At 55.2% G+C, this 26,524-nt stretch carries 22 protein-coding genes and 2 pseudogenes; 3 read left to right on the top strand and 21 right to left on the bottom strand.

The window, feature by feature from the left end; all coding sequences use genetic code 11:
• Nucleotides 1-315: 315 nt before the first annotated feature.
• The 7 genes and pseudogenes from ACR3EJ_RS21160 to ACR3EJ_RS21130 form a co-directional block, all read right to left on the bottom strand.
• Nucleotides 316-735: a hypothetical protein gene (locus ACR3EJ_RS21160; protein WP_170703505.1), complete on the bottom strand. Its 420-nt coding sequence runs from the start codon at nt 733-735 to the stop codon at nt 316-318.
• A gap of 506 nt (nt 736-1,241) precedes the next feature.
• Nucleotides 1,242-2,611, bottom strand: a pseudogene (locus tag ACR3EJ_RS21155) (aminotransferase class III-fold pyridoxal phosphate-dependent enzyme).
• 20 nt (nt 2,612-2,631) lie between these two features.
• A pseudogene (locus tag ACR3EJ_RS21150) lies at nt 2,632-3,567 on the bottom strand (aldehyde dehydrogenase family protein); the annotation flags it as partial.
• A gap of 379 nt (nt 3,568-3,946) precedes the next feature.
• On the bottom strand, nt 3,947-4,909 hold the full coding sequence (locus tag ACR3EJ_RS21145) for an oligopeptide/dipeptide ABC transporter ATP-binding protein (RefSeq protein WP_170546891.1): 963 nt from the start codon (nt 4,907-4,909) through the stop codon (nt 3,947-3,949).
• The gene (locus ACR3EJ_RS21140; RefSeq protein ID WP_170546894.1) at nt 4,906-6,789 is read right to left on the bottom strand and encodes a dipeptide/oligopeptide/nickel ABC transporter permease/ATP-binding protein; all 1,884 of its coding nucleotides are present in this window, start codon (nt 6,787-6,789) and stop codon (nt 4,906-4,908) included. Before ACR3EJ_RS21140 ends, ACR3EJ_RS21145 begins: the two co-directional genes overlap by 4 nt.
• Nucleotides 6,786-7,733: an ABC transporter permease gene (locus ACR3EJ_RS21135; protein ID WP_170546897.1), complete on the bottom strand. Its 948-nt coding sequence runs from the start codon at nt 7,731-7,733 to the stop codon at nt 6,786-6,788. Before ACR3EJ_RS21135 ends, ACR3EJ_RS21140 begins: the two co-directional genes overlap by 4 nt.
• Nucleotides 7,734-7,800: 67 nt before the next feature.
• Nucleotides 7,801-9,378 carry an ABC transporter substrate-binding protein gene (locus ACR3EJ_RS21130; RefSeq protein ID WP_170546899.1) on the bottom strand — a complete coding sequence of 526 codons (1,578 nt, stop codon included), beginning with the start codon at nt 9,376-9,378 and terminating at the stop codon, nt 7,801-7,803.
• 104 nt (nt 9,379-9,482) lie between these two features.
• Between ACR3EJ_RS21130 and ACR3EJ_RS21125 the strand changes: the two genes are divergently transcribed.
• Nucleotides 9,483-10,172, top strand: a complete 690-nt coding sequence (locus ACR3EJ_RS21125) for a DUF1028 domain-containing protein (RefSeq protein WP_170546902.1) — start codon at nt 9,483-9,485, stop codon at nt 10,170-10,172.
• On the opposite strand, the gene ACR3EJ_RS21120 is transcribed toward ACR3EJ_RS21125, so the two are convergent.
• Nucleotides 10,142-11,071: a glutaminase gene (locus ACR3EJ_RS21120; protein ID WP_170547104.1), complete on the bottom strand. Its 930-nt coding sequence runs from the start codon at nt 11,069-11,071 to the stop codon at nt 10,142-10,144. The two genes, ACR3EJ_RS21125 and ACR3EJ_RS21120, sit on opposite strands and share 31 nt — an antisense overlap.
• Nucleotides 11,071-11,808, bottom strand: coding sequence for a FadR/GntR family transcriptional regulator (locus ACR3EJ_RS21115; RefSeq protein WP_480423495.1), 738 nt, complete (start codon nt 11,806-11,808; stop codon nt 11,071-11,073). Before ACR3EJ_RS21115 ends, ACR3EJ_RS21120 begins: the two co-directional genes overlap by 1 nt.
• A gap of 109 nt (nt 11,809-11,917) precedes the next feature.
• Between ACR3EJ_RS21115 and ACR3EJ_RS21110 the strand changes: the two genes are divergently transcribed.
• Nucleotides 11,918-13,174, top strand: a complete 1,257-nt coding sequence (locus ACR3EJ_RS21110; RefSeq protein WP_170546905.1) for a M20 family metallo-hydrolase — start codon at nt 11,918-11,920, stop codon at nt 13,172-13,174.
• A gap of 401 nt (nt 13,175-13,575) precedes the next feature.
• Here ACR3EJ_RS21110 and ACR3EJ_RS21105 read toward each other — a convergent pair whose 3' ends face one another.
• The 11 genes from ACR3EJ_RS21105 to ACR3EJ_RS21055 all read right to left on the bottom strand — a co-directional run bounded on the left by ACR3EJ_RS21105 (nt 13,576) and on the right by ACR3EJ_RS21055 (nt 24,685).
• Nucleotides 13,576-14,532 carry a sugar kinase gene (locus tag ACR3EJ_RS21105; protein WP_170546909.1) on the bottom strand — a complete coding sequence of 319 codons (957 nt, stop codon included), beginning with the start codon at nt 14,530-14,532 and terminating at the stop codon, nt 13,576-13,578.
• Between the two features lie 4 nt (nt 14,533-14,536).
• The gene (locus ACR3EJ_RS21100) at nt 14,537-15,607 is read right to left on the bottom strand and encodes an iron-containing alcohol dehydrogenase (protein ID WP_170546912.1); all 1,071 of its coding nucleotides are present in this window, start codon (nt 15,605-15,607) and stop codon (nt 14,537-14,539) included.
• A 443-nt stretch (nt 15,608-16,050) separates the two neighbouring features.
• Nucleotides 16,051-16,926, bottom strand: a complete 876-nt coding sequence (locus ACR3EJ_RS21095) for an SMP-30/gluconolactonase/LRE family protein (RefSeq protein ID WP_170546915.1) — start codon at nt 16,924-16,926, stop codon at nt 16,051-16,053.
• Nucleotides 16,926-17,696: an SDR family oxidoreductase gene (locus ACR3EJ_RS21090; protein ID WP_170546918.1), complete on the bottom strand. Its 771-nt coding sequence runs from the start codon at nt 17,694-17,696 to the stop codon at nt 16,926-16,928. The genes ACR3EJ_RS21095 and ACR3EJ_RS21090 overlap by 1 nt, the downstream gene beginning before the upstream one ends.
• The gene (locus ACR3EJ_RS21085) at nt 17,686-18,894 is read right to left on the bottom strand and encodes an aminotransferase class V-fold PLP-dependent enzyme (RefSeq protein WP_170546920.1); all 1,209 of its coding nucleotides are present in this window, start codon (nt 18,892-18,894) and stop codon (nt 17,686-17,688) included. The genes ACR3EJ_RS21090 and ACR3EJ_RS21085 overlap by 11 nt, the downstream gene beginning before the upstream one ends.
• Nucleotides 18,887-19,939, bottom strand: coding sequence for a sn-glycerol-3-phosphate ABC transporter ATP-binding protein UgpC (locus ACR3EJ_RS21080; RefSeq protein WP_170546924.1), 1,053 nt, complete (start codon nt 19,937-19,939; stop codon nt 18,887-18,889). The genes ACR3EJ_RS21085 and ACR3EJ_RS21080 overlap by 8 nt, the downstream gene beginning before the upstream one ends.
• A complete protein-coding gene (locus ACR3EJ_RS21075; RefSeq protein ID WP_170546928.1) occupies nt 19,936-20,451 on the bottom strand; it encodes a RidA family protein in 516 nt (171 codons plus the stop codon). The genes ACR3EJ_RS21080 and ACR3EJ_RS21075 overlap by 4 nt, the downstream gene beginning before the upstream one ends.
• Nucleotides 20,448-21,491: an iron-containing alcohol dehydrogenase gene (locus ACR3EJ_RS21070; protein ID WP_170546931.1), complete on the bottom strand. Its 1,044-nt coding sequence runs from the start codon at nt 21,489-21,491 to the stop codon at nt 20,448-20,450. The genes ACR3EJ_RS21075 and ACR3EJ_RS21070 overlap by 4 nt, the downstream gene beginning before the upstream one ends.
• Nucleotides 21,492-21,495: 4 nt before the next feature.
• Complete coding sequence (locus tag ACR3EJ_RS21065; RefSeq protein ID WP_170546934.1) at nt 21,496-22,353, bottom strand: carbohydrate ABC transporter permease; 858 nt, start codon at nt 22,351-22,353, stop codon at nt 21,496-21,498.
• Nucleotides 22,350-23,231, bottom strand: coding sequence for a carbohydrate ABC transporter permease (locus ACR3EJ_RS21060; protein ID WP_170546937.1), 882 nt, complete (start codon nt 23,229-23,231; stop codon nt 22,350-22,352). The genes ACR3EJ_RS21065 and ACR3EJ_RS21060 overlap by 4 nt, the downstream gene beginning before the upstream one ends.
• 86 nt (nt 23,232-23,317) lie before the next feature.
• Nucleotides 23,318-24,685, bottom strand: coding sequence for an extracellular solute-binding protein (locus tag ACR3EJ_RS21055; RefSeq protein WP_170546940.1), 1,368 nt, complete (start codon nt 24,683-24,685; stop codon nt 23,318-23,320).
• A gap of 201 nt (nt 24,686-24,886) precedes the next feature.
• On the opposite strand from ACR3EJ_RS21055, the gene ACR3EJ_RS21050 reads away from it, so the two are divergent.
• Nucleotides 24,887-25,573 (top strand): GntR family transcriptional regulator, encoded by a 687-nt coding sequence (locus tag ACR3EJ_RS21050; RefSeq protein WP_170546943.1) that lies wholly within the window; start codon nt 24,887-24,889, stop codon nt 25,571-25,573.
• A gap of 272 nt (nt 25,574-25,845) precedes the next feature.
• Here ACR3EJ_RS21050 and ACR3EJ_RS21045 read toward each other — a convergent pair whose 3' ends face one another.
• Nucleotides 25,846-26,523, bottom strand: coding sequence for an aspartate/glutamate racemase family protein (locus ACR3EJ_RS21045; RefSeq protein WP_170546947.1), 678 nt, complete (start codon nt 26,521-26,523; stop codon nt 25,846-25,848).
• Between the last annotated feature and the right edge of the window lies 1 nt (nt 26,524).

Genomic DNA, 26,524 nt, shown 5'->3' with positions numbered 1-26,524 from the left:
AGGTATTAGCCGTCCATCCCAAGAGTTCTAAACTGACATTTGGATGTTTTGGCCGAACAAGAATGACCGAGTAATTTGAGAACGCGAAGCAACGAACGAACATGCCGAAACAACTATTTGCATTCCGTAAGCAGATTCGGCCCAAAGGAGACATCTAGCACAGTATCGCAATTCTGCGGACGCAGCCCGCTTTTCTGACATTCGCTGCAAATGCAAAATCTCGACGTCTGCGAGTTCACAGGATGCGGACAAAAAAGACTTTCGTTGCGTTTGTACCAATGGCGGCTCTGAAAATATCCAAGCTGCTCAAGTCTCCTATTTGACCGCTTCGACCACCGACACCCACAGCGCGAGCGTGTAGCGGTCTTCCATTTGAATTATGCGCTGGTGGAGGTCCTGTTCCCAAGGCCCCGGGTTTGCTCGCGCGTCACGCAAGGCTTCCTCAAATGCTTCAACCGCTTTGTCTGTTTCTCCCGTCTGATACAGCGCGATCCCTCTTTCGAGTTCGATGCGGCTCCCCTTAGCTCGTTCGAGAGATGAGAAATTCATCCAAGCGCCAGCGGCGAGTGAAAAGTTACAGAACCGAAGCTTCTTGGCAACCTCATAGCGATCATTCCGGCACGCTCCGGCCATCAGTCCTGCGGTCATTCCGCTCAGCCATACACATAGAAAGGCCCATAAAAAGATTGCGAAAGCCCAGGTCTTAAATTTTTGTTTTTGCGTGTCAGAAGGCATTTCTATACCTCTTGCTATCAAACGCCCAAAATAAGAAAAAGTTCAGAAAAGCAGTCTTTCGTACAAAGTGCAGCATTGGGCACTTAGGGACTCGCTGCCGACCTCTGTGCCATTGCAGAAAAGCCCGCTGGCCCGCCAATAGCTGATCACGAGGACGGCCCAGCTTCTACTGGCCAATGGCCTACTCCGCTGCGGTGCAGCCCGCCAAAGCCGCCATTCGCTTCAGTTGCATGAGTTGATGAAAGACGGAAGTCGGAAACGCGGGACAGACCGGCCATTGTTCAAACGACCGCTTTATGGGACCTGAGTTCAGAACGACGGTTGAAGAGAATAGAGCAATGTCAGCACAAAAGGCTATCGGGCGTGCATCCGTTCAAACGCGTCGACGGTAGCAATTGAGGTTCAAAGGCACCCACAATCGCTGCCGAGGCGTCGAACTTGAATTATCCCTAACGCCCAAGCACGTTCGAATCGTGACTCTGCGGTGTGGCAATGAAAAGATGTGCCTATGCAAAGTCGGTGGAAGTAACCGCTCGGCGTGTTGCCTCGACGATCCGGTCGGCCTCGTCGCGCGTGAGGCATAGTGGAGGGGCGAATCCCAGTATGTCGCCTTGCGGCATGGCTCTTGCGATGACGCCTTCCCCCAAGAGCGCTCCAGCGACCTTTGCACCGATGCCTTTGTCGGGCTCGAAGAACAACCGGGATGAAGGATCACGCGCGAATTCGACGGCGCAGAGCATACCCTCGCCGCGTATTTCAACGACGTTTGGATGGTTACCCAAGGCTTTTTGCATCTCGGCATTCAGATAGGCGCCGGTGGTACCTGCGTTACTTACCAGATCCAGCGAGTTCATTAGCTGCAGATTGGCAATACCGGCGGCGGCCCCGATGGGATGGGCGGAATATGTCCATCCATGACCGATGGGGCCGTTTTCATCTGTCCCCTGCTCCAGAACAGACCACATCTTTTCGGACACGATCGAACCGGATAGCGGCGCGTAGGCCGAGGTCAGGCCTTTGGCGATTGTGATGATATCCGGCTGCAATCCATAGTGCGTCGAGCCGAACATGCTGCCGAGCCGTCCGAAGCCGGTGACCACCTCATCTGCGATCAGCAGAATATCGTATTTGTTCAGCACTTCCTGAATGGCCGCCCAATACCCTTCAGGCGGCGGGACGATCCCGCCGGTTCCAAGGATGGGTTCGCCAATGAACGCAGCAATCGTGTCTGGCCCTTCGGCAAGGATCAGGTCTTCGAGACGGGCGGCGCACCAGTCGGAAAATTCCTGTTCGCTCATACCAGCTTCGGGGCGGCGCAGGTAATACGGTGCTTCGGTATGAATGACCTGAGCCAACGGCAGGTCGAATTTCTTGTGGAACAGCTCAAGCCCGGTTAGCGACCCGGTCATCAGGCCAGACCCGTGATACCCCCGCCACCGGCTGATGATCTTCTTCTTTCGGGGCGGCCAAGGATGTTGTTGTAGTACCAGACAAGCTTGATGTTGGTCTCATTTGCGTCAGAACCACCCAGTCCGAAATATACCTTGGACATATGATCCGGCGCGCGATCCAGGATCATTTTGGCAAGCGTGATCGACGCTTCGGTGCCATGTCCGACATAAGCATGATAGTACGCCAGTTCCTTGGCCTGTTCCGCGATCGCATCGGCGATTTCCGGACGTCCATAGCCAACGTTGACGCAATAAAGCCCGGCAAAGGCGTCAAGCAGACGCTTGCCATCCCGGTCTTCGATATACACCTTCTCCGCCTGTGATGACACGAGACGGTGTCTCGCCCCGTGCGTGGTTGGCCAGATGTGTTGAGGGTGAAAGAAATTCTCGCGATCCCATGCGGCCAGTTGATCATTTGTCAGCATTGTTTTGTTCCTCGCCTTTGTCACGTCCAGTCGCGGCAGACATATTTGATTTCTGTGAAAGCCTCGAGCCTTGTCTGGCGCCTTCGCGCCCAAGCCCGGACTGTTTGACGCCGCCGAACGGGATCGGCGCGCCGGTAATTTTGGTCCGGTTCACGGCAACCATGCCGAATTGCAAGGCCCGGCTCGTTCGATAAATTCGACGCGGGTCCTGTGTGGACATACGCAACCAGCCCGTATTCCGTCGCATTTGCGATCTCGACCGCCTCCTCCTCGGTATCGAAGGGCGTGATCGCTGCCACCGGGCCAAATGTCTCTTCGTGGAAGATCTTTGCGCTTGTCGGCACTTTGCTAAGGACAGTGGCCTCAAAGAACAAGGGGCCTTTGTCCGATACTTGCCCCCCGAGCAGGCAGTGTGCGCCCTGTGCGACAGCGTCTTCGACCTGTTCGATTTGCTTTGCGACAGCTGCCGCGTTCATCAGCGGGCCGAGGTCCGGATCGTTGATCCCCGCATCCATTGAAAGCGCCGCTGTGGCTTTGACGAATCGGTCGACAAATTCATCATAGATGGGGCGTGCAACAAGGTACCGGTTGGCGCCTAGGCAATCCTGTCCGGTTGTTGCGAATTTCGCGTTGACGGCTTCGCGAACCGCAACGTCCAGATCGGCATCTTCGAAAACGATGAACGGGGCATGCCCGCCAAGTTCAAGGACCAGACGTTTAACGGTTTCTGCCGACCGGGCATAGAGCATCCGCCCAATTTCGGTGCTGCCGGTAAAGGAAAGCGCCCGAACCCGGGGGTCGGTCAGCCAGGGCTCGACTACTGTTGAGGGGTCTCCGGTCACAACATTGAAAACACCGTCCGGAAAACCCGCACGATCTGCAAGCTCAGCGAGGGCCAGCGCGGAAAAAGGCATTTCTTTCGAAGGGTGGACAAGTACGCCGCAGCCCGCAGCTATGGGCCGTCCTCACGCGCGATGAACCCTACAGCCCACGTCCAGCTACTCGAGAGGCTGAGAGGAAAGGAACAATAATAAGTTAGCAAGACCCGCGAGATGATGGTGCATAAGTTAGCCGCTAGAACTAGGACACTCCGCCGAATAGCTCGGGCGTTGCAGCCCGCAAAGCCGATAGGAACTTGGTTTGCGGAACCCATCAGGGCCAGCGGTCAAAACCGCGCAAACAGGCCGGACACATGACTGCTTCCGACGAATGCACAAATCGGATCAAAAATGTCTTGCTAAGCAGGAGCCATCCACAAACGCCATTAGCTGCTTGCGCAGCTTATTTTGCAAGATGTCAGGCGACGATCATGACTTGGTAATCGAAAACTAGTGTTCAGACATCAGCAAGCGGATGAAAACAAGCAACTTTGGCTCCGCCTTCGGCGTCTTCCAAGGCGGGCTCCTGAGATCGGCAGCGACCGGTTGCGTATGGGCACCGCGCCGCGAAGGCGCATCCGGGCGGTGGGTCCAGCGGGTTCGGGAGTTCTATCCCTTTTGCCTCCGGCGCGGTCAATGCGCGACCGACCACCGGCGCGCTGTCGGCAAGAAGCTTGGTGTAAGGATGGCGCGGATTGGCAAAGACCACCTCGGCGGGGCCAAGTTCCACAACCGATCCAAAGTAAAGCACCGCGATCCGGTCGCTTACCGCTTCGACAACCGCTAGGTCATGGCTGATGAACAGGTAGGTCAGATCGAACTCTTTCTTCAGATCGGCAAGTAAGTTCAAAACCTGTGCCTGCACCGAAACATCAAGCGCCGAAACCGGTTCATCGAGGATAAGAATCCGAGCATTTGCCGCCAGGGCACGCGCGATTCCGATTCGCTGGGCCTGTCCGCCCGAGAACTCGTGTGGGTAGCGTTCGAGGAACTCCTCTCGCAGGTTCACGCTCGCGAAGATCTCGGCGATCCGCTTGTCGCGCTCGGGTTTCGCCATCCCGTGAAGTTGCCTAAGCGGCGCTTCCATGACCTGGCGGATCGTTTTTCTTGGATTGAGCGAGGAAATCGGATCCTGGAACACGTATTGTATACGTCTACCGAAATCCGCCGGGTCCGCCTTGTTGAGTGCTGCGCCTTCAATCTGGATCGTGCCAGTGGTCGGCGGCAGGAGGCCGACGAGCATTCGCGCCAGTGTGGACTTTCCACAGCCCGACTCGCCAACAATGCCGAGGGTTTCGTTTTTCGTGACCGAAAGTGTGATGGGGTGCACCGCCTTCACCCAACCGGAGGCTGCACCAAAAAGACTCCGCCCCACGGGGAACGTTTTCGACAGGTTGTCGAGCGTCAGTGCATCGCTCATTCCGCAGCCTCCTTAAACGGCGTTTCGGGGAAGAGGCATCGTACGGCACGTGTGCCGTCGCGCTCTAACGGCACGTCGCCTTGGCGACACACATCCTTTGCGTTGTGGCAACGGTCAGCAAAGGCACAGCCAGCAGGTAAATTGTCGACCACGGGCGGCAGGCCCGGGATGGCTTCGAGCCGTCGTTTCCCCTCGCCGAGCTCGGGAACGCAAGCCATCAGGCGCGCGGTGTAGGGGTGGCGGGGGTTGTCGAGAACATCGCTGGTTTGGCCTTCCTCGACGATGCGGCCCGCGTACATGACGGCGACACGGTCGCATAGTTGCGCTACGACTCCAAAGTCATGGGTGATAAAGACGATGGCAAGCCCGCGAGATTTTCTGAGGTCGTCGAGAAGAGCAAGGATTTGCGCCTGTACAGTCACATCGAGCGCGGTTGTCGGCTCGTCGGCGATGATGACATCGGGATCATTGGCCAGCGCCATGGCGATTCCGACACGCTGCCTCATGCCACCGGACATTTCGTGCGGGTAATCACTGATCCGCTTCTCGGCGTTTGGAATACGCACCGCTTCGAGCAACTCAATTGCCTTCGCGCGGCCTTCCTCTTTGCCAATCTGCCGATGCGAACGGATCGCTTCGACAAGCTGTTCTCCGACACGGTAAAGCGGGTGAAGTGTGGCCAACGGGTCTTGGAAGATGTAGGCGACGTTGCGCCCGCGCATGTCGCGGAGTTGTTTGTAGGGTGCACCAACAAGATCATTGCCCTCATATCGGACCGCGCCGCCGGTGATGACCCCTGGCGGCGAAGCGACGAGGCCCATGACGGAAAGAGCGGTGACGGACTTGCCGGACCCAGACTCGCCGATGATGCCGAGGCATTCGCCCTTTTCGACATGCAGCGAGACGCCACCGACAGCACGATAGACGCGGTGCTTGACATGGAACTGCGTTTGCAACTCCTGCACTTCGAGCAGCCCCTTATCTTCGGACGCAGGGGCGGGTGCATCGCGCTTTACCATCGTCGCTGCCAAAGGCCGCGACAGCGCGCCGGATTTCAGGCGCGGATCGAGCGCGTCGCGGACGCCGTCGCCAAGCAGGTTGATCGACATCACGATGATCAGGATCATGATCCCCGGCACAATCGACGTGTGTGGGTTCGTAATCAGTGCCGAGCGCGCTTCGCCAAGCATCGAGCCGAGATCAGCCTGCGGTGGCTGCGACCCGAGGCCGAGAAATGACAGGCCCGCCGTCTCAAGGATCATCCAGCCGATTGTTGTCGACATTGCGATGATGATAACTGGAATGACGTTGGGAAGAACTTCGGTCAGGATGATCCGGGGGTTCGACATACCCGCCAGCCGCGCGGCATCGACAAATTCCTTGTGTGCAATGCCGACGGTGATGCCGCGAATGTTGCGGGCAAAGAACGGCACATTCACCGCAGCAACGGCAATCAACGCGTTGAACAGGCCCGGTCCCAGGGCCGCGACAATGGCGAGCGCGAGCAGGATATAAGGAAACGCCATCAGCATATCGACGCCGCGCATGATGATGTTGTCCGTTCGACCACCATAGAATCCTGCGACGATTCCGATGGTGGCCCCGATGGTCGCAGCGATGATTGCCGCGGCGAAACCAACGGCGAGCGAAAGCTGAGTGCCCCAGAGGAGGCGCGACAAGAGATCGCGCCCGAGATGATCGGTTCCAAGGAGCGCACCCTCGGAGAACGGCGGCTTGAAACGGTTGCCGGTGTCCGTCACGTCCGGGTCGGCCAGCGGCAGTAGCGGTGTCAATAGAACCAGCAGGATAACAAGCGACAGAACGATCCCACCCGCCATAGCAAGCCGGTTCCGCGCGAGAAGGTTGAGAAACGCGATCATGTCTTGATCCTCGGATCAAGCAGGCTTTGGGCGACATCGACGGCGATGTTAAAAAGCACGTAGCAGGCTGCCACGAAGACTACCCCGCCCTGAACTAACAGGATGTCACGTTTGAGGATGGCATCGACCAGCATGCGACCCACGCCCGGCCACTGGAAAACGATTTCTATGTAGACTGCGCCAGATAGGACAAAGCCTGCTTGAATGCCCAGCACCGGGATGATCGAGACCATCGCGGCCTTGAGCGCATGACGCCAGATTACGCCGCCTTCGGCCACGCCTTTTGCTCGAGCGGTGCGGATGAAGTCCTGTCGCAAGACCTCCAACATTGCTGACCGGGCCAAACGGGCAATAACCCCGGTGGCAACGACCGCAAGGGCGATGGCGGGAAGCGTCAGGTGCGAAATGAGGGCTGCGAAGTCTCGGTCACCATAGATTGGCCACATGCCTGACACTGGGAACCACCTGAGGTTCACGGCAAAAAACAAGATCATCATCATCCCAAGGAAAAACGACGGGATCGAAATGCCCAAAAGCACCACGAAGGTAATCCCCTTGTCCGCCCAGCCATACTGGTTGGCCGCCGAAATGACGCCCGCGGCGACCCCGAAAATAGAGCAAAGCAGGAATGCGGTTCCGGCTAGGACCAGCGTTGCGTTAAACCGCTCCAGAACCTCGTCGATGACCGGCCGGTTGAGCGCGAACGAGGTGCCAAAGTCACCGGTCATCATGTTACTGAGCCAGATGAAATACTGTTGCACTAAAGGCTTATCCAGGCCGAGATCGCGGTTCAGTTTTTCGACGTTGTCGGGCGTGGCATAGCTTCCCAGGATGGCCGTCGCCGGATCACCTGGGATCAACGCCATGATGAGAAAAACGATGATCGTGATACCAAACAGCACAGGGATCGCTGAAAGCAGTCGTTTCAGAATGTAACCCGCCATCGCTCACCCCGAGTGCTTTAGGAGAAATGTGGAGGGGCAAACCCGCATGTTTGCCCCCCAGGGAGGATCAGTTTTTTGTAACGTCGTCGAGAAGGAGGAAGAACGATGGCTGCAGCGCAAAGTCTTCGACTCGATCGCTTGTGACAGCGTTCTGTTTCCAGTTCGCAACAAAAACCCAAGGCGCATCTTCCTGAACGATGGTTTGCATCTCTTTGTAGAGAGCTGCGCGTTTGTCCTGATCGGTCGCAGCGCGGGCCGCTTCGAGCAATTCATCGACCTTCGGGTTGGAATAGTAGCCCGAGTTGAACCCGCCTTCTTCAGGCCAGGCCGAAGTGCGAAGTGCCAGGAATGGCAGCGTATCCGGGTCGTTCGTCATCCAAGCCATCTGCGCCATGTCAGCTTTGCCTTCGAGGCCAGGGTTCACGTTCCCGAGGAAGGTATTCCACTCGTAGGTCTCGATCTTGACATCAAACCCTACGGCTTCCAGGTCGGCCTGCATCGCGGTGCCCATGGCCACCGGATCAAGCATACCCGAGCCGCCTTCGGTTACGTAGAAAGTTAGCTCTGCGCCTTCGACACCGGCTTCGGCGATAAGTTCGCGTGCCTTGTCGGGGTCATATGGGTACGGTTCCAGATCGGGGTTATAAGCCCATGCGAATGCCGGCGGAGTAGGACCGGCCGCAACATCAGCCGTGCCTTCCAGAACGTCGTTGACGATGGCTTCCTTGTTGATCGCGTAGTTCGCGGCCTGGCGCGCGCGGACGTCGGCAAACGGCCCTTCTTTCGCGTTCAGGATCAGGAACCAGACGTGCGGTCCAGCCTGTTCATGAACGGTGTACTGATCGCCTTCGAACTGGCTCAGCGCGACTGGCGGCACCTCGACCATCAGGTCAATGCCGCCTGCCAGCATCTCTGCTGTCCGCGTGTTGGCATCCGTGATCGGGCGGAAGACGACCGCTTGAAGCGAGGGTGCGCCGTCCCAATAATCGGGGTTGCCTTCGATTACCACCGCCTCGTTGGCGCGCCATTCGGCGAAGGTGAACGGACCTGTTCCAGAGGGATTGCGCCCAAAATCGGCGCCGTGCTGTTCCACGGCAGCGGGCGAAACGATCAAACCGGTTGGGTAGGCCAGGTTCGACAGGAATGGCGCGTATGGAGCGTTCAGTTTGAATTTCACCGTGAGGTCGTCGACCACCTCGACGTTTTCGACAGCCGAGAAGAAGAACGCCAGCGGGAACGGGCCGGTGTCGTGATACGGATGGCTTTCGTCCAGCATACGGTCGAAGTTGAACTTCACCGCTTCAGCGTTGAAAGGGCTACCGTCATGAAAGGTCACGCCCTCGCGCAGGTTGAAGGTGTACTCCGTGCCGTCTTCGGAAATCGCCCAATCCGTCGCAAGCGCGGGCTCAACTTCAAGCGTGCCATCCTTGTAGCGGACAAGTCCGTCGTAGACATTCATCAGTATCCGGAAATCATTGACCGCGGTGACCGCCGCCGGGTCGAGCGCTTTTGGTTCCGCGATCTGCCCGACAATAAGGACGCCGGGCGGCGTTTGGGCTGTGGCGCCACTGACCGCTCCGAGGGCCAGCGCTATCGCCGCACCCGAAGCCAGCAGTGTCCGCCGTGTGAAAGAAAAGAGCGACATTGGCTTTACCTCCGTTGTGATGTTCTTAGATTATTTTTCATGATAAATTGCATCAGGCCAAATTTTCATGATAAATTCAAGCCCACTCGCAAGGAGGTGCCCAAGTGACGATCTCAATCCTGGCTTTTGACAAAGAAACAGGCAGTTACGGGGGTGCAGCAACTACGGGAAGCCTCTGCGTAGGGGGGTGGGTGCTCCGCGGAGACGCCGAATCAGGCCTCTCAGCCTCGCAGGGATCATTGCCTTCGACGATGTGGGGGACAGACACTCTCGCCGCCATGCGGGCCGGGAAAAGCGCCAAGGATGCGGTCTTGGGCGTCGTAAACGCCGACGCGGGACGAGCGCAGAGGCAACTCGCGGCGCTCGATCCGAAGGGTGGAGTTTTCGCCTTCACCGGGGAAGACAGCATCCCTGCGGCGAGAAGCCGTTCTGGATCGAACGTTATTGTTGCGGGAAATCTTTTGAAAAGTGATGACGTGATTGACGCCTGTTTCAACGGCTTCCTAGCCACCGAAGGCTCTTTTGCCGAACGACTTTTGGCCGCGCTCGAGGCCGCTTCACTAGAAGGCGGTGACAGTCGGGGGCTGCTGTCCGCCGCTTTGCTGATTGTCAACCGCAGCGCAGCTCCGCTGACCCTGCGCGTCGACAAAAGCGCTACACCGCTTTCTGACCTGCGCGCCCTGCACCAGGCCGCAACGTCCGGCACATACGCGGACTGGGCTATGCTCGTCCCAACGCTTGACGACCCCGAACGCGCAGAGCCTTACCTTGAAAAGGCGGACCAGCCCGTCTGATCCGCAAGATACTCGGCCAGCCGCGTGCCGACCTTCGAATTGCCATAGCGATCCAAACCGGGCGACCAGACGGCGATCGATGCCCGCCCGGGTGCGACAATCAGGATTCCACCACCTACGCCGCTTTTGCCCGGCAGACCGACGCGAAACGCAAACTCCCCCGAACCATCGTAGTGGCCGCACGTCATCATGAGCGCACAAATCCGGCGCGCACGCTTTTCTGATATTAGTCCAGTGGCATCAGGAAGCTGCGCCAGAACCGAACCCGCACGGGCGAGTTGCACGCAGCTCATCTCGATCGCACACTGGTGACAGTAGGTGCCAAAAACCCGCTCGGGCGTATTCGACAGATTTCCATGCGATTTCAGGTAATGAGCGAGCGCTAGGTTCCGATGCCCTGAGGCCTTTTCCGACTCCGCCACACGCTTGTTGATATGTATGTCATCGTCTTGCGCCGCTGCGCGCACAAAACGAACAAGCTCGGCGAGGGCATCTTTAGGCTCTCGCCCACCAATCATAGCGTCCGTAGTGACAAGCGCTCCCGCGTTGATGAACGGGTTGCGCGGACGCCCCTCCTCTCGTTCCAGCAACACCACGCTGTCAAAGGCTGTGCCAGAGGGCTCGCGCCCTACGCGCAACCAAAGATCATCGCCGACCCGGCCCAGAACCGCAGCCAGTGCAAATACCTTTGAGACACTCTGGATAGAGAAAGGCGTTTCGGCTTGCCCTGCCCGCACTACCGCACCGTCATGCAGAGCGATCGCGACCCCAACCTGATCAGGCGCGATCGAGGCCAACTCGGGGATGTAGGTCGCAACCTGCCCCCAATCGGCCTTTTCAATTGCTTCTGCGACCCCTTGCTCGGCAATCTGCTGTAAACCGGCAAATGTGGTGGAAATCACTCCGCGATGAACCGCTTCATAACGACGGCCTCCTGATCTTCCATTAGGCGGCGGGCGAGTCTCATGTGCTCCAGCATGATGTCCCTCGCGCGGTCAGGGTCGTCTTTTCGCAACGCCTCGATCAGCGCGATCTGGTGGTCTCGGCCTTCGCGCCAAAGCTTGTGGTTCGGCTTGGAATAAAGGCGCTTGTAGACCGTCAACTGGGTCAGAATCTCGGCAAGAAACCCTATCATGAACCCTAGGATCGGGTTCTCAGCATAATCCGCCAGTTTGGCATGGAACAGAAGTGAGTCGACATGCTGAGCGCGCTCTTCCTCGGCTGATTCTGCAGGGGTATCATAGCGCATCGTAATATCGCGAAGCTCTTGAAGTTGAAGCGCCGACAACCGCCCAGCGAGCGACGCAGCGTTCTCCGGTTCAAGCGCCACGCGCACTTGATAGATGTCGTCGATGGAGACGTTCTTGAAATAAAAGAAGTTAGCAAGCAGCGCGTGCGCGCGTTCTGTCGTCACTTCGCCGACAAAACTGCCGCCGCCCGGGCCCGTCTTCGTGGCGACAAGACCTTGCGCTTGCAACAGTCGCATGGCCTCACGGATTGTCCCCTTGGACATCTGAAACCGTTCGATGAGTTCAGGTTCACTGGGCAGGCGATCCCCCGGCTGAAGCCCTTGCTCGACCACCCAAGACTTGATTTCATCGGCAACCTGAATGGGGCGCGATCTCTTCCGTTTCATCTGTGTTTTCTGCGAAGCCAAGGCGCTCCTCTCTTTTTTTGTAGCGTAACGGCGTGATCGCCGTTAAACCATGGAATCAATTTATCATGATAAATTCAAGGAAAATATCATGGATGGTGACATCGCCGCCCAGCGTCTCTCGGCCATTTCCAAACATAGCGCAACAGAGGAAGGCGTTACGCGCCTGCCCTGGACGCCCGAGCATAAGGCCGCGCTGGACGAGATAAAGGGTTGGATGAAGGATGCCGGGCTGTCCACCGAACTGGACGCCGCCGGTACACTCGTCGGGCGGTCACCAAATGCGACAGGCAAGCCGGTCATCCTAATGGGCTCGCATCAGGACAGTGTTCCCAACGGCGGTCAGTTTGACGGGATCATGGGGATCGCCCTCGGCTGTCTTGTGGCAAAACGCTTCGAGGGCCTATGGGACGCGCTTCCCGTCGGCATCGAAGTCCTTGCCTTTGCCGACGAAGAAGGCGTTCGGTTTCCGACTGCTCTGATCGGTCCGCGGGCGCTAGCCGGGACGCTGGACTCAACTGTATTCGAAATGACCGATCGGCAAGGCACCGTGATGGGTGACGCCATGCGCGCTTTCGGGGCCAACCCGAAGCAGGCGTTGACGAGCAAGCGCGATCCCAAGTCAATTGCGGGGTATCTCGAAGCACATATCGAGCAGGGCCCGGTTCTTGAAGATGCAAACGTCCCGATAGGGATTGTCACGGCCATATGCGGCATTGCCCGCTATAACGTTACGGTCACTGGAAAAACCGGTCACGCGGGAACTGTCCCGATGGTGGGCCGCCGTGACGCGCTTGTAGGGGCTGCCCACCTGATCGGTGAAATCAACGCACGCGCGACGGCGAAAAAAAATCTCAGGGCAACCGTCGGGACGCTATCGATTGGTCCCGGTGCAGTGAACGCAGTGCCTGAAATTGTCGAGTTCACCCTTGAAGTGCGCGCCGAAGAAGACACGTGTCGCGATCATTTCGCAGATGAAGTGAAAAAGTTTGCAGATGACTGGTGCAGCACAACAGGCCTCCAGTTTTCGATCACGCGCACTTACGAACAGCGCGCTGTCCCCAGCGACGACGAGCTCATGACGACGCTATCGGAAGCGGCCGAGGACACGGGCCACGCAGCCCTGCGTTTGATGTCAGGTGCTACCCACGATGCGTCCGCGATGGCGGATATCTGTCCGGTTGCAATGCTCTTCATTCCCTGCCGCGCAGGTGTAAGCCATCGCCCGGACGAATACGCCGATGCCAATAGCATGAACGCAGCCGTGGATGTTCTCGAACAAGCCGTCAAACGACTTGCGACCAGATACGCAGATAGACTCAAACGTCCCGCCAAAACATCTCGATGACGGCTTTCTTGGCGATCCCAAACTCTCGGAGGGGAATTCTAATCGGCAGTCTTGGTTCGCCAAAGTTTCAAACGAATATTCGGCATCCAAGCAAAATTTAGCTATTACCCGCAGTTGCTTACCACATCCAGCCGCCGCATTACTGCCCATTGAAGCTTCCATTCCCTGCACCTGTAAAGTTAACTGCAAAAGGAATTCACTCAGAGCGCATTAGACTGGGCATTACTGTTCTCCACAACTCGAGCAAAGCGAGCATTCAGTTAAGCAGTGATAAGTTACCAAACTAAATTCAGTCCGGACATTTCAAGGTCGCACTGTAATTCTCGCCAAGTCAGGATTGCTCAAGAGGAAAGGCGTTTGTGCCGAAAATGCGATAAGACCATATCTATAGGTCACTAGAATCACCAATCATCAAATTTGGATTTAGGAACAACCGCGCCTTTAAAACTAAGGACTTGATACACAAGATCTTGAGCATCCTTTAGTGCGGCAGTTATTTCACTGCCCAGAAGTCGAGCAGCGAGGTATGCTCCGTTAAATGCGTCCCCAGCTGCGGTAGTGTCGACAACATCGACAGGATCAGGCTCAAGCGAAGTATCTCCCTCTCCGTGGCTGCGAACAGTGGTTCCGTTCGCGCCATCTCGCAGAACAATTTCCAGAATGCCTCTGGAATGAAGGCTGTCCAAGGCTTGGGATTTTGAAACCTTTCCATAGATATCATTGATGTCATCCACCGAAGGAAAGGCCACATCCGTAGTCGAAAACATAGCGTCATAGTGGCTTTGCGCCTCAGCTACTGTGCCCCAAAGCACTGATCTGTAGTTGGTGTCGAACGCAATGACCGTGCCTCTGCCTCGCAACTCCTCACATGTCTCGATTAGTCGTTCTCTTTGATTATTTTCAAGAATGGCAAGAGTAATACCACTGAGATAGACAACGTCAAAGCGCTCTAGATCACACAGATTTGGTCGATCTTGTTGAAACAACTGTCGAGCAGCGGATTCGGATCGCCAATAAGCGAATGAGCGTTCGCAATGATCGTCTGTATTGACAACGTAAAGCCCAGGATATCGACTCTTGATACTTCCAATTAAGCTACAGTCGATGCCTTCGCTCGCAATTGCTTCAATCATCTTTAGCGAAAGCGGATCACATCCTAGACATGTCAAAAAACTCACGCCTATCTCACCTCGGCAGACTGAACGAGCGAGATAGATGGCAGTGTTAAGGGTGTCGCCAGCAACGGCGATGGAAGCTGAGTTTTGAGACAAATCAATATTTGAAAACTCGACCATGCATTCGCCAATCGAGGCAACGCGAACATTTTTGCGACCTCTGACTTCATCCAATGTTGTCATCACATTAGATCGACTTGTATTTGTAAGCAGTACCTAGTCGCTTTCTAAGGTCTGCAATAAAGCCATCCGATATCGGCGCGTCGTGGGCGATCGAATGCCAAAGACCGACATCATTCACATAAGCGCGCATCGCACGAAGCCCGTCTTCGAATTGATCCCAGCTGAGCCCCATTGCTTCTGGCCTGATATCCAGCCCGATGCTCGAAATGGTGTCCAGCATCTCATCCGCACCATCTTCGTGAAGCATCGATCCGACCAATACGCCCAATCCCACAGGTTGGCCGTGTAGAAATTTTTTGCCAGTCATTTTTTCCAACGTGTAGAACAGGAAATGATCCGTACCTTCAATGTGCCTTGGGCACCAACCTGCGCCGTGGTATGTGGTTCCCCATTTCAGACCGTCGACCAGAGCCTCAATTCCGCGGTCATTCATGTCGCGAATATTGTCGATGTTCTCGACGATTGTCCTTACCTTCGAAAGCGACTGCTGAGCCAATCCTTCGTCAAAGCGCCACTTGTCCTCGATCTGCCCTTCCCTTTCGGCATAGCGCCAATCAAGAACACCTGTGTGAAAACACAGTATATCCCCGATCCCGGACCAGTTAAGCGCTGGTGGGCAGGCTGCGAGAACATCGTAGTCGATGTAGATGGCTTCGGGTACGGCCCACCCCTGATAAACCACTTTACCGTCTATCCTGATCCCAGACCGTTGGCCATAAACTGCATTGACCGAGAGCGCCGTCGGCGCCTGGAACAAGGGAAGATTCAAGCGCCAGGAGAAGTATTTTGCGACATCCAACGCCTGCCCGCCACCGAGGCCAACGATGGCTCGAATTTCACCGAGCTTAGCTACATCCTGCTCAAGATCGCTGCGTTCTATTGAACCACAGAAATAGGTCTTGCAATCCGCCCCATCGAAGTGATGACCAAAGATCGGCCAAAGGTCTTGCATCGTGACAACTAGGAAAGGTGGATTAACGAAATTTCGAAATTCACCCAACAAACCCCTTCCCAACACGGTGGGAAAGCCATAGTTCAATGCGTTGTGAGCGTGAGAACACTGTAGATGTGCCATTTACTGCTTCATCCTTGGTTTGTGTGATGAGGTTTTCGGAACCAACAATTCGATGGTGGCGGTGATTGTGACTCGAGCGAGGTCTCGAAATGCCGCAACTGACCAAAACGTCGGAGCAGAACAATGTATCAATGCCCCTAGGGCATCGTACTTTTCCGATCTAGACAAGTTTGGCGAAGCACCAAGACATTCATCGACCGCAACAATGCGGGCCTCGGAGAAACCGGCCTTTCCCAAAATTCGTGAAATACGCAAGCAAGAATAAAACAGTCCTGGAGTACTGCCGGCTGGCAAACAAATCACCAGGTTCGGTTTATCCTCAGTTAACGTGATCACATGCTCCACTCTCGCTTTGGCCCTTGTGCCCTTCGTGTTGGCGACCACCGGGTTTAGGGGATCAGGCGCCTCCTGCCGACAGAGCAATGTATGATTTGTAATCTGAGTCATCGTTTCAAAATTTCGGACAAGCTGAGTAAATCGTGTTGCTTCAAACGAGGCGCGGGAGGGCCGCTGCGTCCAGCGTCAAAAGCGAACAGGTTACCTCCTTGATCTTCGGGTAAGTCTTCGGGGGTGTCCAAACGCGCACTCGCTGCAAAAACCGTGCTGCCGCGAAACGCAACAGAGGTTATCCTTTGCGCAGGCATCAAAATACGGCGATCAACGGAACCGTCCTGCAGATACCGGGTGATACAACCGCCGTCCCAATGCGCAGACCAAAGCCCGCCTTCGTCGTCACAGATCATGCCATCTGGATAACCCTGAGCCTCGGGCAATTCAGCGAAAATTCTGCACTCACCCACTTCTCCCGAAATCGGATCAAACGGGGCGGAATAGATAATACGTTCAGGGGAATCTGCAAAGTAGATGAACTTTCCACAGGGACTGAACGCTGGGCCGTTAAACACCGTAAATGACCAGGAGAGTACGACCAATTCACGGCCCAAAACCCACATGCGGCCATTGGGTTTTTCTTCGTCGCGGTCGCGGCTTCCGAAAATTAAAAACTTGCCCGAGGGATGCACTGCTCCGTCATTCAGAACTTCGTCGACCCCAAGCCAGTTCTGGACCAGTGGAACACTGTCTACGGAGAAACCGTCTTCTCCCCCCGCCAGGATACTTCCACTTTGCGTTAGGCAGGCAAAGGCAGCGTTTTGACCCAAATTCAACTCTTCTTCATAACCGTCTGAAAATAAGCGCCACGCTCGGCTTTCTGGAATATCCAGCCACAGTATCGAGTCGCTGGCCTTGTCGTAACGCACGCCTTCGCCTAGGACGGTATTTACCTTGCTGGGCTGACGGATATCCGGGTTAGAAGCCATCAGTAAGTCGCACTCAGACCACCGTCCACGCAGATCACCTGACCGGTGACGTATCTGGAAAGGTCAGACAAGAGATAGACATAAGCACCCGTGCAATCTTCGGGCGTACCCGGACGTCGTAGTGGTATTCGACCTTCCGCGATATAGTGGCTCTTGAAGTCATCTGCCTCGTGTTCATGCAGACCTTCCTCGGTCAAAGCCATGCGAGTGTCGATGAAACCAGGTGCCACAGCGTTGACCCGAATTCCCTGTGAGCCAAAATCCACTGCCATGGATCGAGTTAACATTAATAAGCCACCCTTAGCGGTCGCATATGCCGCCGATTTGGACACCCCGAAGAATGCTTGAGTGGACAATGTGTTGACAATTGCCGGGGTTGCGGAATCGCCGAGCTTGGGCAAGGCCGCTCGGGTAACGCGCAGTGCCCCTGTCAAGTTCGTGTCCAGAACTTGGGCAAAGCGATCGTCGGTGACCGCCCCTGCATCACTAATATCGAGCACAGCTGCATTATTGATCAGACCATCCAGTGCGGGCCAATCGCTGATATCGGACAGCGCGGTCTCAATGCTCACTGGATCGCTAACGTCCAATGCACAATGGCGCAATCGGTCGGAGTACTCTTTTAAGCCCATTGCCGCCTGATCTAGGGCGGTGCAGTCCTTATCCGTCATCAGCACATCGCCACCTTGCTTTAGGCAGGCCCGTGCGACCGCAAGACCAATGCCCCGCGCTGCGCCGGTCACAAGAATACGGCGCCCCTCAAGAAGCATTGCCTTCTCCCGTCCAGCTTAACGCCGAAGTTGCTCTTGCGCGTTTGACATCACTCCAGCTCTGTTGCAGCCCATTGCATTCGGATCGATATCGCGCCGCTTCCTTGGTGATGGCATCGGAAACCAATTCTGCCTCCTCCGGCGTCAGGTTGCAGGGATCCAAATAAATTTCCTGCCGCTCTATAAGATCATCGCGAACGATAATACGTGGGGTTCTGGCCGAGAGCCGATCCGCCAGTTCCCAGGCATTAAAGCCTGCCACTTTGGGGTTAACGGTTATTTGCAGGCGCGTGATCGGGTTTCCGGTCCAGTCCGCGTGCCGATCCAAGGTAAACCCGGGAATACCCGACAAGTCCTTGATCCAGCCGTCAACGAGTGCTTCTTCGTAGGATTTCGCCGCGTCGTGATCGCGTTTTTCCCACAACTCCAGTGCAGCCATCGCGCCAGCAACGCTTTCTTTCCCGGCTTTCATAGTGCGTCCAATACCGCGGTGTTGCAGGTACGTGGCCCGTATTAGGTCAGAGTTTCCAGCAACAATTCCGCTGGTGACGCCACCCAGAAACTTATGGCCAGAGTAGATAACGGCGGACGCGCCCATCGTAATGGGCCCCCTCAGATCAAATTCCGATGCCATGTCGACAATGACCGGAACGCCGTATTCTCGGCAGCAGGCAATGAACAGGTCCATTGGCAGTTCGTTCTCTTGCACCGTGTGGTGTGACACCACATACATAGCCGCGGTTGCTCCCATCTGAAGCGCAGCACGCAGATGCCATTCTTCACACGCGGCCGCGGTTCCAACTGGAACGACATCGGCGCCGGCCAAGCGAATGGCCTGATCCACTGGTGCGCCGTAGTTGATCATATGTCCCATCGGCAGCAGAACACGGTGCTCGCGGTCCGTCTGCGGTAGAATTTCGATGCGAGCGAGATCGATTCCGGTCAAACAAGCGGCGACGGTTTGAGTCATAGCCGCAGCCGAGCAGGCCGTTACACAGCCGGCCTCAGCGCCGGTGAGACGGGTAATGACCGAGCTTGCGCACGCTTGCAATTCGTCCATATCTACAAAGGACGCCAAAACCTTGTCTACAAGTGCACGGGTGGATGGTGCAACGCGGGACGCGCCGATGCTTGTCATGGTCCCCGCCGCATTGATCACCGGCGTCAAACCCCATCGTTCAAAAGGGTCGTTAGTCATTGAAACGCTCCCCACCGTCAGCATTGAAAACGTGCAGGTGCTCCGGGCGAATTCCCAATGTTACGCCCTGGCCCGGTGCTACACGACCGCGTATCTCGCCCCCCGCGCGCGCAGTCAGAACGGTGCCGTGTGCTGTGGTCAGATGTATAAGTGCCTCGTGGCCCAGATCCTCCATGCGATCCACACATGCCGACCCGATCCCAAACCCTTCACTCTCATCGATTGTTACGTGCTCTGGGCGGATTCCCAGCAGTGATCCTGAACGCGGAGAAATTCGACTATCCACCGTTTCAGCCCCTGCAAGAAGCGTTTCAGCCGTGACAAGGTTCATTCGGGGGCTGCCAATGAACCCCGCTACAAAGGTGTTTGACGGGCTTTCATATAGCTCGATCGGAGTGCCAACCTGCATGACCCGCCCTCTGTTCATAACTGCGATCCGATGTCCCATGGTCATCGCCTCGACTTGATCGTGCGTGACGTAAACCGTTGTTGTTCCAAGATCCTTTTGCATCTGAGAAATCTCTCCGCGCATCTGCACCCGCAATTCAGCATCCAGATTGGACAATGGTTCGTCAAAAAGAAACGCGGACGGTTCGCGGATCATCGCACGCCCTAGGGCGACCCGTTGCGCCTGTCCGCCCGACAGTTGGCGAGGCTTGCGATCGAGCAATTCGCCAAGACCCAACATCTGAGCCACTCGATCCACCTCTGAATCTACGGTGGCCTGATCGGTTTTGCGCAGTTTCAGACCAAAAGACAGGTTTTCCCTGACCGACATGTTTGGAAACAGGGCGTAGGACTGAAACACCATAGAGATATTTCGTTCGGCCGGTGTCAGATTGTTCGCCCGTTGGTTCCCGATCATCAAGTCGCCCGACGAAATACTCTCTAACCCAGCGATCATTCTGAGAGTGGTCGACTTTGCACATCCCGACGGGCCGACAAGCACCATGAACTCGCCCTCGTGCACTTGCAGATTGAGACCCTTGATCACCTCGACATCGCCATAGCGTTTTGACGCGTTCACAAATCTAACTTCACTCATGTCCGTGAATCCCAATCAGGAGAAACTGAGACAATAGCATCGATCTCAACGGTGATATTTCCCGGCAGCGATCCCATGCCAACAGCCGCGCGCGAATGCCGCCCACGCGACCCGAAAACGTCACAGAAAAGGTCGGAGCATCCGTTGATCACTTCGGGGTGGTCTGCAAAATCGGGGACGCTGTTGACCATTCCAAACACTTTACGGATTTGCGCTACATGTTCGAGCGAACCCAGTATCTCTTTCATCGCGCTGATCAGGACCAGGCCAGTCCGCATCGCGTGATGACGAGCCTCTGCAACGCTCACGTCGAGACCAACTTTGCCTTGGGCCAACTGCCCATTCTCTAAAAGTGGACCTTGACCGGAAAGATAAAGCGTTGTTCCATCGACCGACCCAAGATCGAAATTTCCAACGACATCAGGAACTTGCGGTAGCTTCAATCCCAGCGCTTCCAGCTGGGTCTCGGGTGGTGGTGAGTAAAGTGATTTGGTTCTTGGTTCGGAGCTCATACTGAATACGCCTCCTCAATCATTTCCCGCGCTTCTATCAAAAAACTGTCAGTAACGACGAACTCGTTTGCGATGCCGAAGGCGAGGTTTTCGCGGTCCACGAACCCCATAAGATCTCGCATTGCATCAAAAACATCATCCCAAGTGACACCTAACGCTGAAGGTCGGATATCGACCCCGAGTGAAACAACCGCATTCAATAGCTCATCAGCGCGGTTTGCGTGCATCATTGCGCCAATCACAAGGCCCAGGCATACCGCCTGTCCATGCAGAAACTTTTTGCCAGTCCCAGCTTCGAGCGCATAAAAGATATAATGTTCAACACCTTCGATGTGACGTGGATTCCAGCCTGCCCCATGATACGATGCACCACCCCATTTCAGGGCATTGACCATGATCTCTATTCCACGCGGGCTGAGCTCCTTAATTTCATTTAACTCGGCCAACGCAGCTTCGGCCTTGGACAATGAAATCTGTGCTAAGCTTTCGTCATACGGCCAACGCTTCTCGCACTTCCCATGGGCAAGAGCGTAGCGCCAGTCCATGACCCCGGTTATGAAACAGAACACGTCACCCACACCGCCGATGTTCAATGCGCGGGGTGCACCCTCAATAATATCCAGATCGATGTAGACTGTTTCCGGCACAGCCCAACCTACATATTTGACGACGCTGTTCTCTCGCACGCCAGCGCGGTGGCCGAATACGGCGTCAACAGACAGGGACGTGGGAAACTGGAACAGCGGTAGGTTTAGGCGCCAGGCAAAGTATTTGGCGGCATCGATAGCCTGTCCCCCGCCGAGCCCGACGATCGATGCAACATCAGAGAACATGGCAAGATTGCTCTCTAACTGGGAACGTTCCATCGACTCGACAAAGTAGACTAGGGCATCCTGTGGCAAGGCCGGACCGAAGATGGGCCACAGATCCTCCATCGTTACGATCAACATTTTAGGACGCACAAAATTTGGAATCTCTGCCAAAAGGTTCCGCCCGAAAACGGTAGGAAACTGATCAATATCGGCTTCTTTGAATGGCATATTCTCAACCTTTGACTGCGCCTAGGGTCAACCCTTTGACGATGTGTTTTTGTGCGACAATGGCAAAGATCAGCATGGGAATTATCGCGATGATCGATGCCGCCGTCATTGCCCCCCAATCAAGCGCGGCATAACCGCGAAAACTGGTCACGCCCAACGTGACCGTTTGTGCTTTCGAAAATGTGAGACCCAAAGCAATTGCGAGTTCGTTCCAGATCCAGATGGCATTCAGGATCGCTGTCGCTACCATCCCTGGCAAAGTGCAAGGAATGTAGATTTTTGTCAGGATTTGAAAATTGCTCGCCCCTTCTATTCGCGCAGCTTCATCAATCGCGGGATTGATTTCACGAAAGAAGGAGCTCAGCAGCCAAATGGACAATGGCAGCACATGTACCTGATACATCAACGCCAAGCCGATATGCGTATCATAAAGACCCGTCCACTGATATAGCGAGAACATCGGAAGCACGAACAGGAACTCAGGCAGCATATAGGCGAGGATCAACCAGACGCCGACGATGTTCCGACCGCGAATTTTCATCCGAACAAGTGCGTACGCAGTCGGGATTGCAATCGCCAGTGACAGCGCGACACCAATGATTGTCACGATCACGGAGTTTAGGAAGGTGTACTTGAACGTATCGTGCGTCCAAAGTTTCAGATAGTTCGCGGTCGTCGGATCAAATATCCAAAGGGGTGGGTTGGCCAACCCGTCTTTCTTAGATTTGAGAGAAGTCGCGAGCACCCAATACACTGGGAATAGGCTGAACAATACCATCGCGCCGGTGAAGACGTATGCCCACCACGTCGACAAACGCTCCGACGGACGGGACTTTTGCGGCAGGTGCTCGGTAACGCTCATCCCCTTTCCTCCATGCGCTGTTGCAGCATCTGAAGAGCCAGTGCAATGAAGAGGATTAGCAACGAGAACAATATGATCGTCGCCATCGCTTTGCCGATTTGCTGATAGCTATAGGCGGTTCGGTAGACAAATGTCTGCACAACCTCGGTCGCCATCCCCGGGCCGCCGCCGGTTGTACCGAAGACGATGTCAAAGATTTTCAGCGTATCTATCGCGCGAATGATGACCACGGTTATCAAAAGTGACCGAAGCATTGGTAGCTTGATCCGCCAAAAGATTGTGAATTCACTTGCACCTTCAACGCGCGCCGCTTCAATCGGGTCAACGGGCAATCCGCGAAGGCCAGCAAGCAAGATGATGAAAACAAAAGCGGTTTGCCACCAGACGTCCACCACGATTATTGACGGCATGGCCGTTGCGGCAGAGCCGTAAAAGGCAGAAGGCCCAAGACCTACAGCACCAATAAGATGGTTCACGATTCCAAGAAACGGGTCGAACATCACCTTCGACATCAGGGCTACAACTATGCCCGAGACCATAAGCGGCAACATGATTAACGCACGGATCAGATCAGTTCTTATGGATAATTTATCCACCTGAACCGCCAGATACAAACCCAGAGCGACTTCGACCGTTGTTGCAAATGTCGCGAAAACCACCGTGTTTCGCATAACCGTCCAGAACTCGCTGTCAGAAAGAAGAGCGGTGAAATTAGACATGCCGACATAGTCAAACTGGTTGCCCCAATTCCAGTTGGTCAGCGACACCACCATCCCGAATCCAATCGGGTAAAGCGACGTCATCGCAAGCACCAAAACACACGGCAGGATGAACCAGAATGCGGAAGCATTGCCTAAGGGTTTGAGCAAAGAGGTCATGTCACCTTGCTATCAGAAAAGTTGTTTTGATGTTGCGAGGCGTTGCTCTGGGCCGCAAAGCCTTGAGGCCCAGAGTTATGGATGGCTCAGTTAGCAGCCAGCTTCTTGAAATCAGCCTGCGCTGCGGCGCCGGACTCAGTTGGGTCGGCACCGCCATAGATCGCCTGAATGACATCAACGATGCGAAGCGCGAATTCGCTCCAACCCGCGCGCTGGACCACCGAAGTTTGCGAGTTTGGCATGGCTGCGGCCACTGCATCGACATATCCCTGCGGGAAGCTCGCTGCATAGTCGGCATCTTCCCAAGTTGACAGTCGTGGTGCTCCGCCATGGAATTTTCCAATGGTTGTCGCGTTGTCCGCATTCGACATGTATTGGATGAACAGCCAGCCAGCGTCGGGATTGGTCGCATTCTGCGGAATGCCAAAACCCCATTGCCAATGCGCTGTATAAGGATCGCCCTCAGCATTATCGACGGGGATCACGGAATACCCGATCTTGCCTGCAATCGGGCTTTCATCCGCGTTCTCGAAGCCTGGGGCAAACAAGCTGGCATCAATAAAGAAAGCAGCACCTCCAGCCTGGAAGAATTGCGAAGCGTCAGGCCAGTCCATCGCCTGAATGTTGACAGGGCCGGCCTTCATCAACTCAGCATAATTGGCGAGCCCGCGCACGATATCGGGATTATCCATTTTCGGGTTATCCCATCCCCCCTCGAACCAGACGTTGTAGGGAGCAGATCGATCGGTCGGCCCGACCGAGTTGTTTACAAAGCCAGTGATTGTGTCGATCAACGTATCCGATCGAATTCCACGCAACACCGCACCAGCAACTGCACCGTCGCTATCTTCTTTGACTTTCTGCGCGGCTGCGATCAGCTCTTCCATTGTGGCCGGCATTTGGCCACCCAGATATTGATCGACATGATCCATATTTGCGAACAGGATGTAGGTCTCGAACGATGCCGGAATACCGTGATACTCCCATGTTCCGTCAATGTCGTATTTAGTGGAATCCATGAAACCTGCAGGAATGTCTGCCAAGTCGTAGTCGGGCGCAGTCAAGTCGGGATTGTCGATGAAACCCTGGAGCGAATGAACCAATCCGTTTGTATGTTGCGTATATGCTGTGGAATCCATCGGCAGAAAATAGACGTCCATCTGGGAATTGCCGCCAGTTCCCCTTAGGGCAACCTCCATCCGGTCGAAATACAGGTCTTCGGCCATTGTTTGAAGATTTACATCGATACCGGTGTCTGCTTCGAACTGATCCATAACTGCACGCACCCCATCAGTCACCGGATGTTCAGGCATCATTACAGTGACGGATTGGCCCGCGAGTTGGTCCCAAGAAAATTCCGCCAGGGCATCTGAGGTAGATAAGCCGAACGCCAGAATTGAACCGGCGGTCAGAAGGGTAGCGCGAAAGTGATTTTCGCGGCGCTGAATGGTCATCATTTCCTCCTGTTGATAGCTGCCGCTAAAGGGCATTGGTCAACCGAATCTCTAATTTTTTGGAAGCGGTCAACCAATTAGGCAAATTACGCGACCAATTGTCAACTAAATTCAGTGAATCTTGGGGTTTCAGCCATGACAACTTGGCATTTCGTTTCGATTATGCGAATGGTTGACCACTTGAGCAATTTGGACGCTGATATGAAAAACCGAGCCGCTGACCGCGTTTATCAGGAGATCCGTGATCTACTTCGGTCAGGTGAAATCCTACCGGGGCACCGAATTCCGAACGAACGCAAGCTTGCCGAATCCATGAACGCCTCGCGCACTCAGATAAGGGATGCGCTTTTGGTTCTTCAGCGTGATGGTCTGGTCGAGCGCAAGATAGGCAGTGGTACCTATTTGTCTGAACGAGCAGCGCAGATCATAGAATTGGATGAAGCGTCCGTTGATATGTCGCTCGAGAGATCACATGACTTCCACGAAACGCTTGAAGCCCGACTGTTGATCGAGCCATCGGTCGCAGCTCGGGCAGCAGAAGCTCCCACTGCCAGCTTCTTGAATGATCTGGATGATGCTCTGGAACGGATCCTCGATGCCCCTACATGGCTGCAGTTCAAAGAAGAAATCTATGGTTTCGCAAAGCTCTACTACGTCGAAGCTGGCAACGGATTTCTGTGTTGGACTTTCGACCAGATTGTCTCTGCGCGCCGCGCTAACAAGTTTGACGGCGGCACAGATCAGGCGCCCGTTGCAAATCTTGTACGCAAGCATTTTCATGACCGTCTTTCAAAGATCGCAGATGCGATAAGGTCGGAAGAACCCGAAGTGGCTCGCTCAGAAGTAGAGAGCTTTTTGGTCGGCATGGCCGCATCATCGGCTCTATGAACACAACGGGTTTGAAGGTTTCCAAAGAACATTTTGATGGGGTGAACGCCTGACAAAAACAATTACCAACTGACAAGCCAGTTAATTGAGTAGGTCGTAGCGGCCGATACTTCGAGAGTCGTAAATTTTACCTAGTGGTAGTCGATGTACCTATGTCCGCTTTCGCGATGGTTAATAGTGCCGTTCGCACCCGCAGCGAACGACTGGTACTCTGATCGTTCCAAAAATTTGCAACACAACCCTATAAACCGCTGGAAAGGCGGTTAATCGGATCAGGAATAGGAACAAAGTTTCGAAGTCGTGAGTTTGGCTTTGACCAAAGCTTCGGCAAAGGTAACGGCACAGGCAACACCATCGACAACGGGCAGTTTGAATTCTTCCGATAGATGCGACATGAGGTCAGTCATCCCCGCGCAGCCCAACACAATGGCCTCAGCCCTATCTTCCTCGATGGCAGCGCGAATTTCGACCCGTATCTTGTCGATTGTCACCGGATCGTTTTCCTCGAGCTTCAGAACCGGCACATCCGATGCCCGAACTCGAACGCAGCGACGATCCAGACCGTATCGCAACAAGTTAGCCTCCAGCCCTGCCAAAGACCGGGACAATGTAGTGATGACACTGAATTTTGGACTGATCATAGATGCCGCATGGTAGGCCGCTTCCCCAACACCGATGACTGGCGCCGAAGTGACGCAGCGCACGGCGTCGACCCCAGTATCGTCGAAACAAGCCACAACAATTGCATCTGCGTCCGGATGCCCGTTCACAACCTCCAGCAATCCGGGAACGCAGGTAGAGACATCCAGATAGCCCTGTATGCTGGCGGGACCGTCTTGGGAAGTGGCAGCGATAATCATGGTTTCAGGATGCGCAGCAGCCCGCGCTGCCTCTTCTATCTTTCGCGTCATGGAACTGGTAGTGTTGGGATTGACGACTAGAAGTTTCACA

This window comes from Ruegeria sp. AB11, assembly GCF_056536325.1.
Note: the sequence above shows the minus strand (reverse complement) of the source record. Positions and strands in the feature narration are given on the sequence as shown.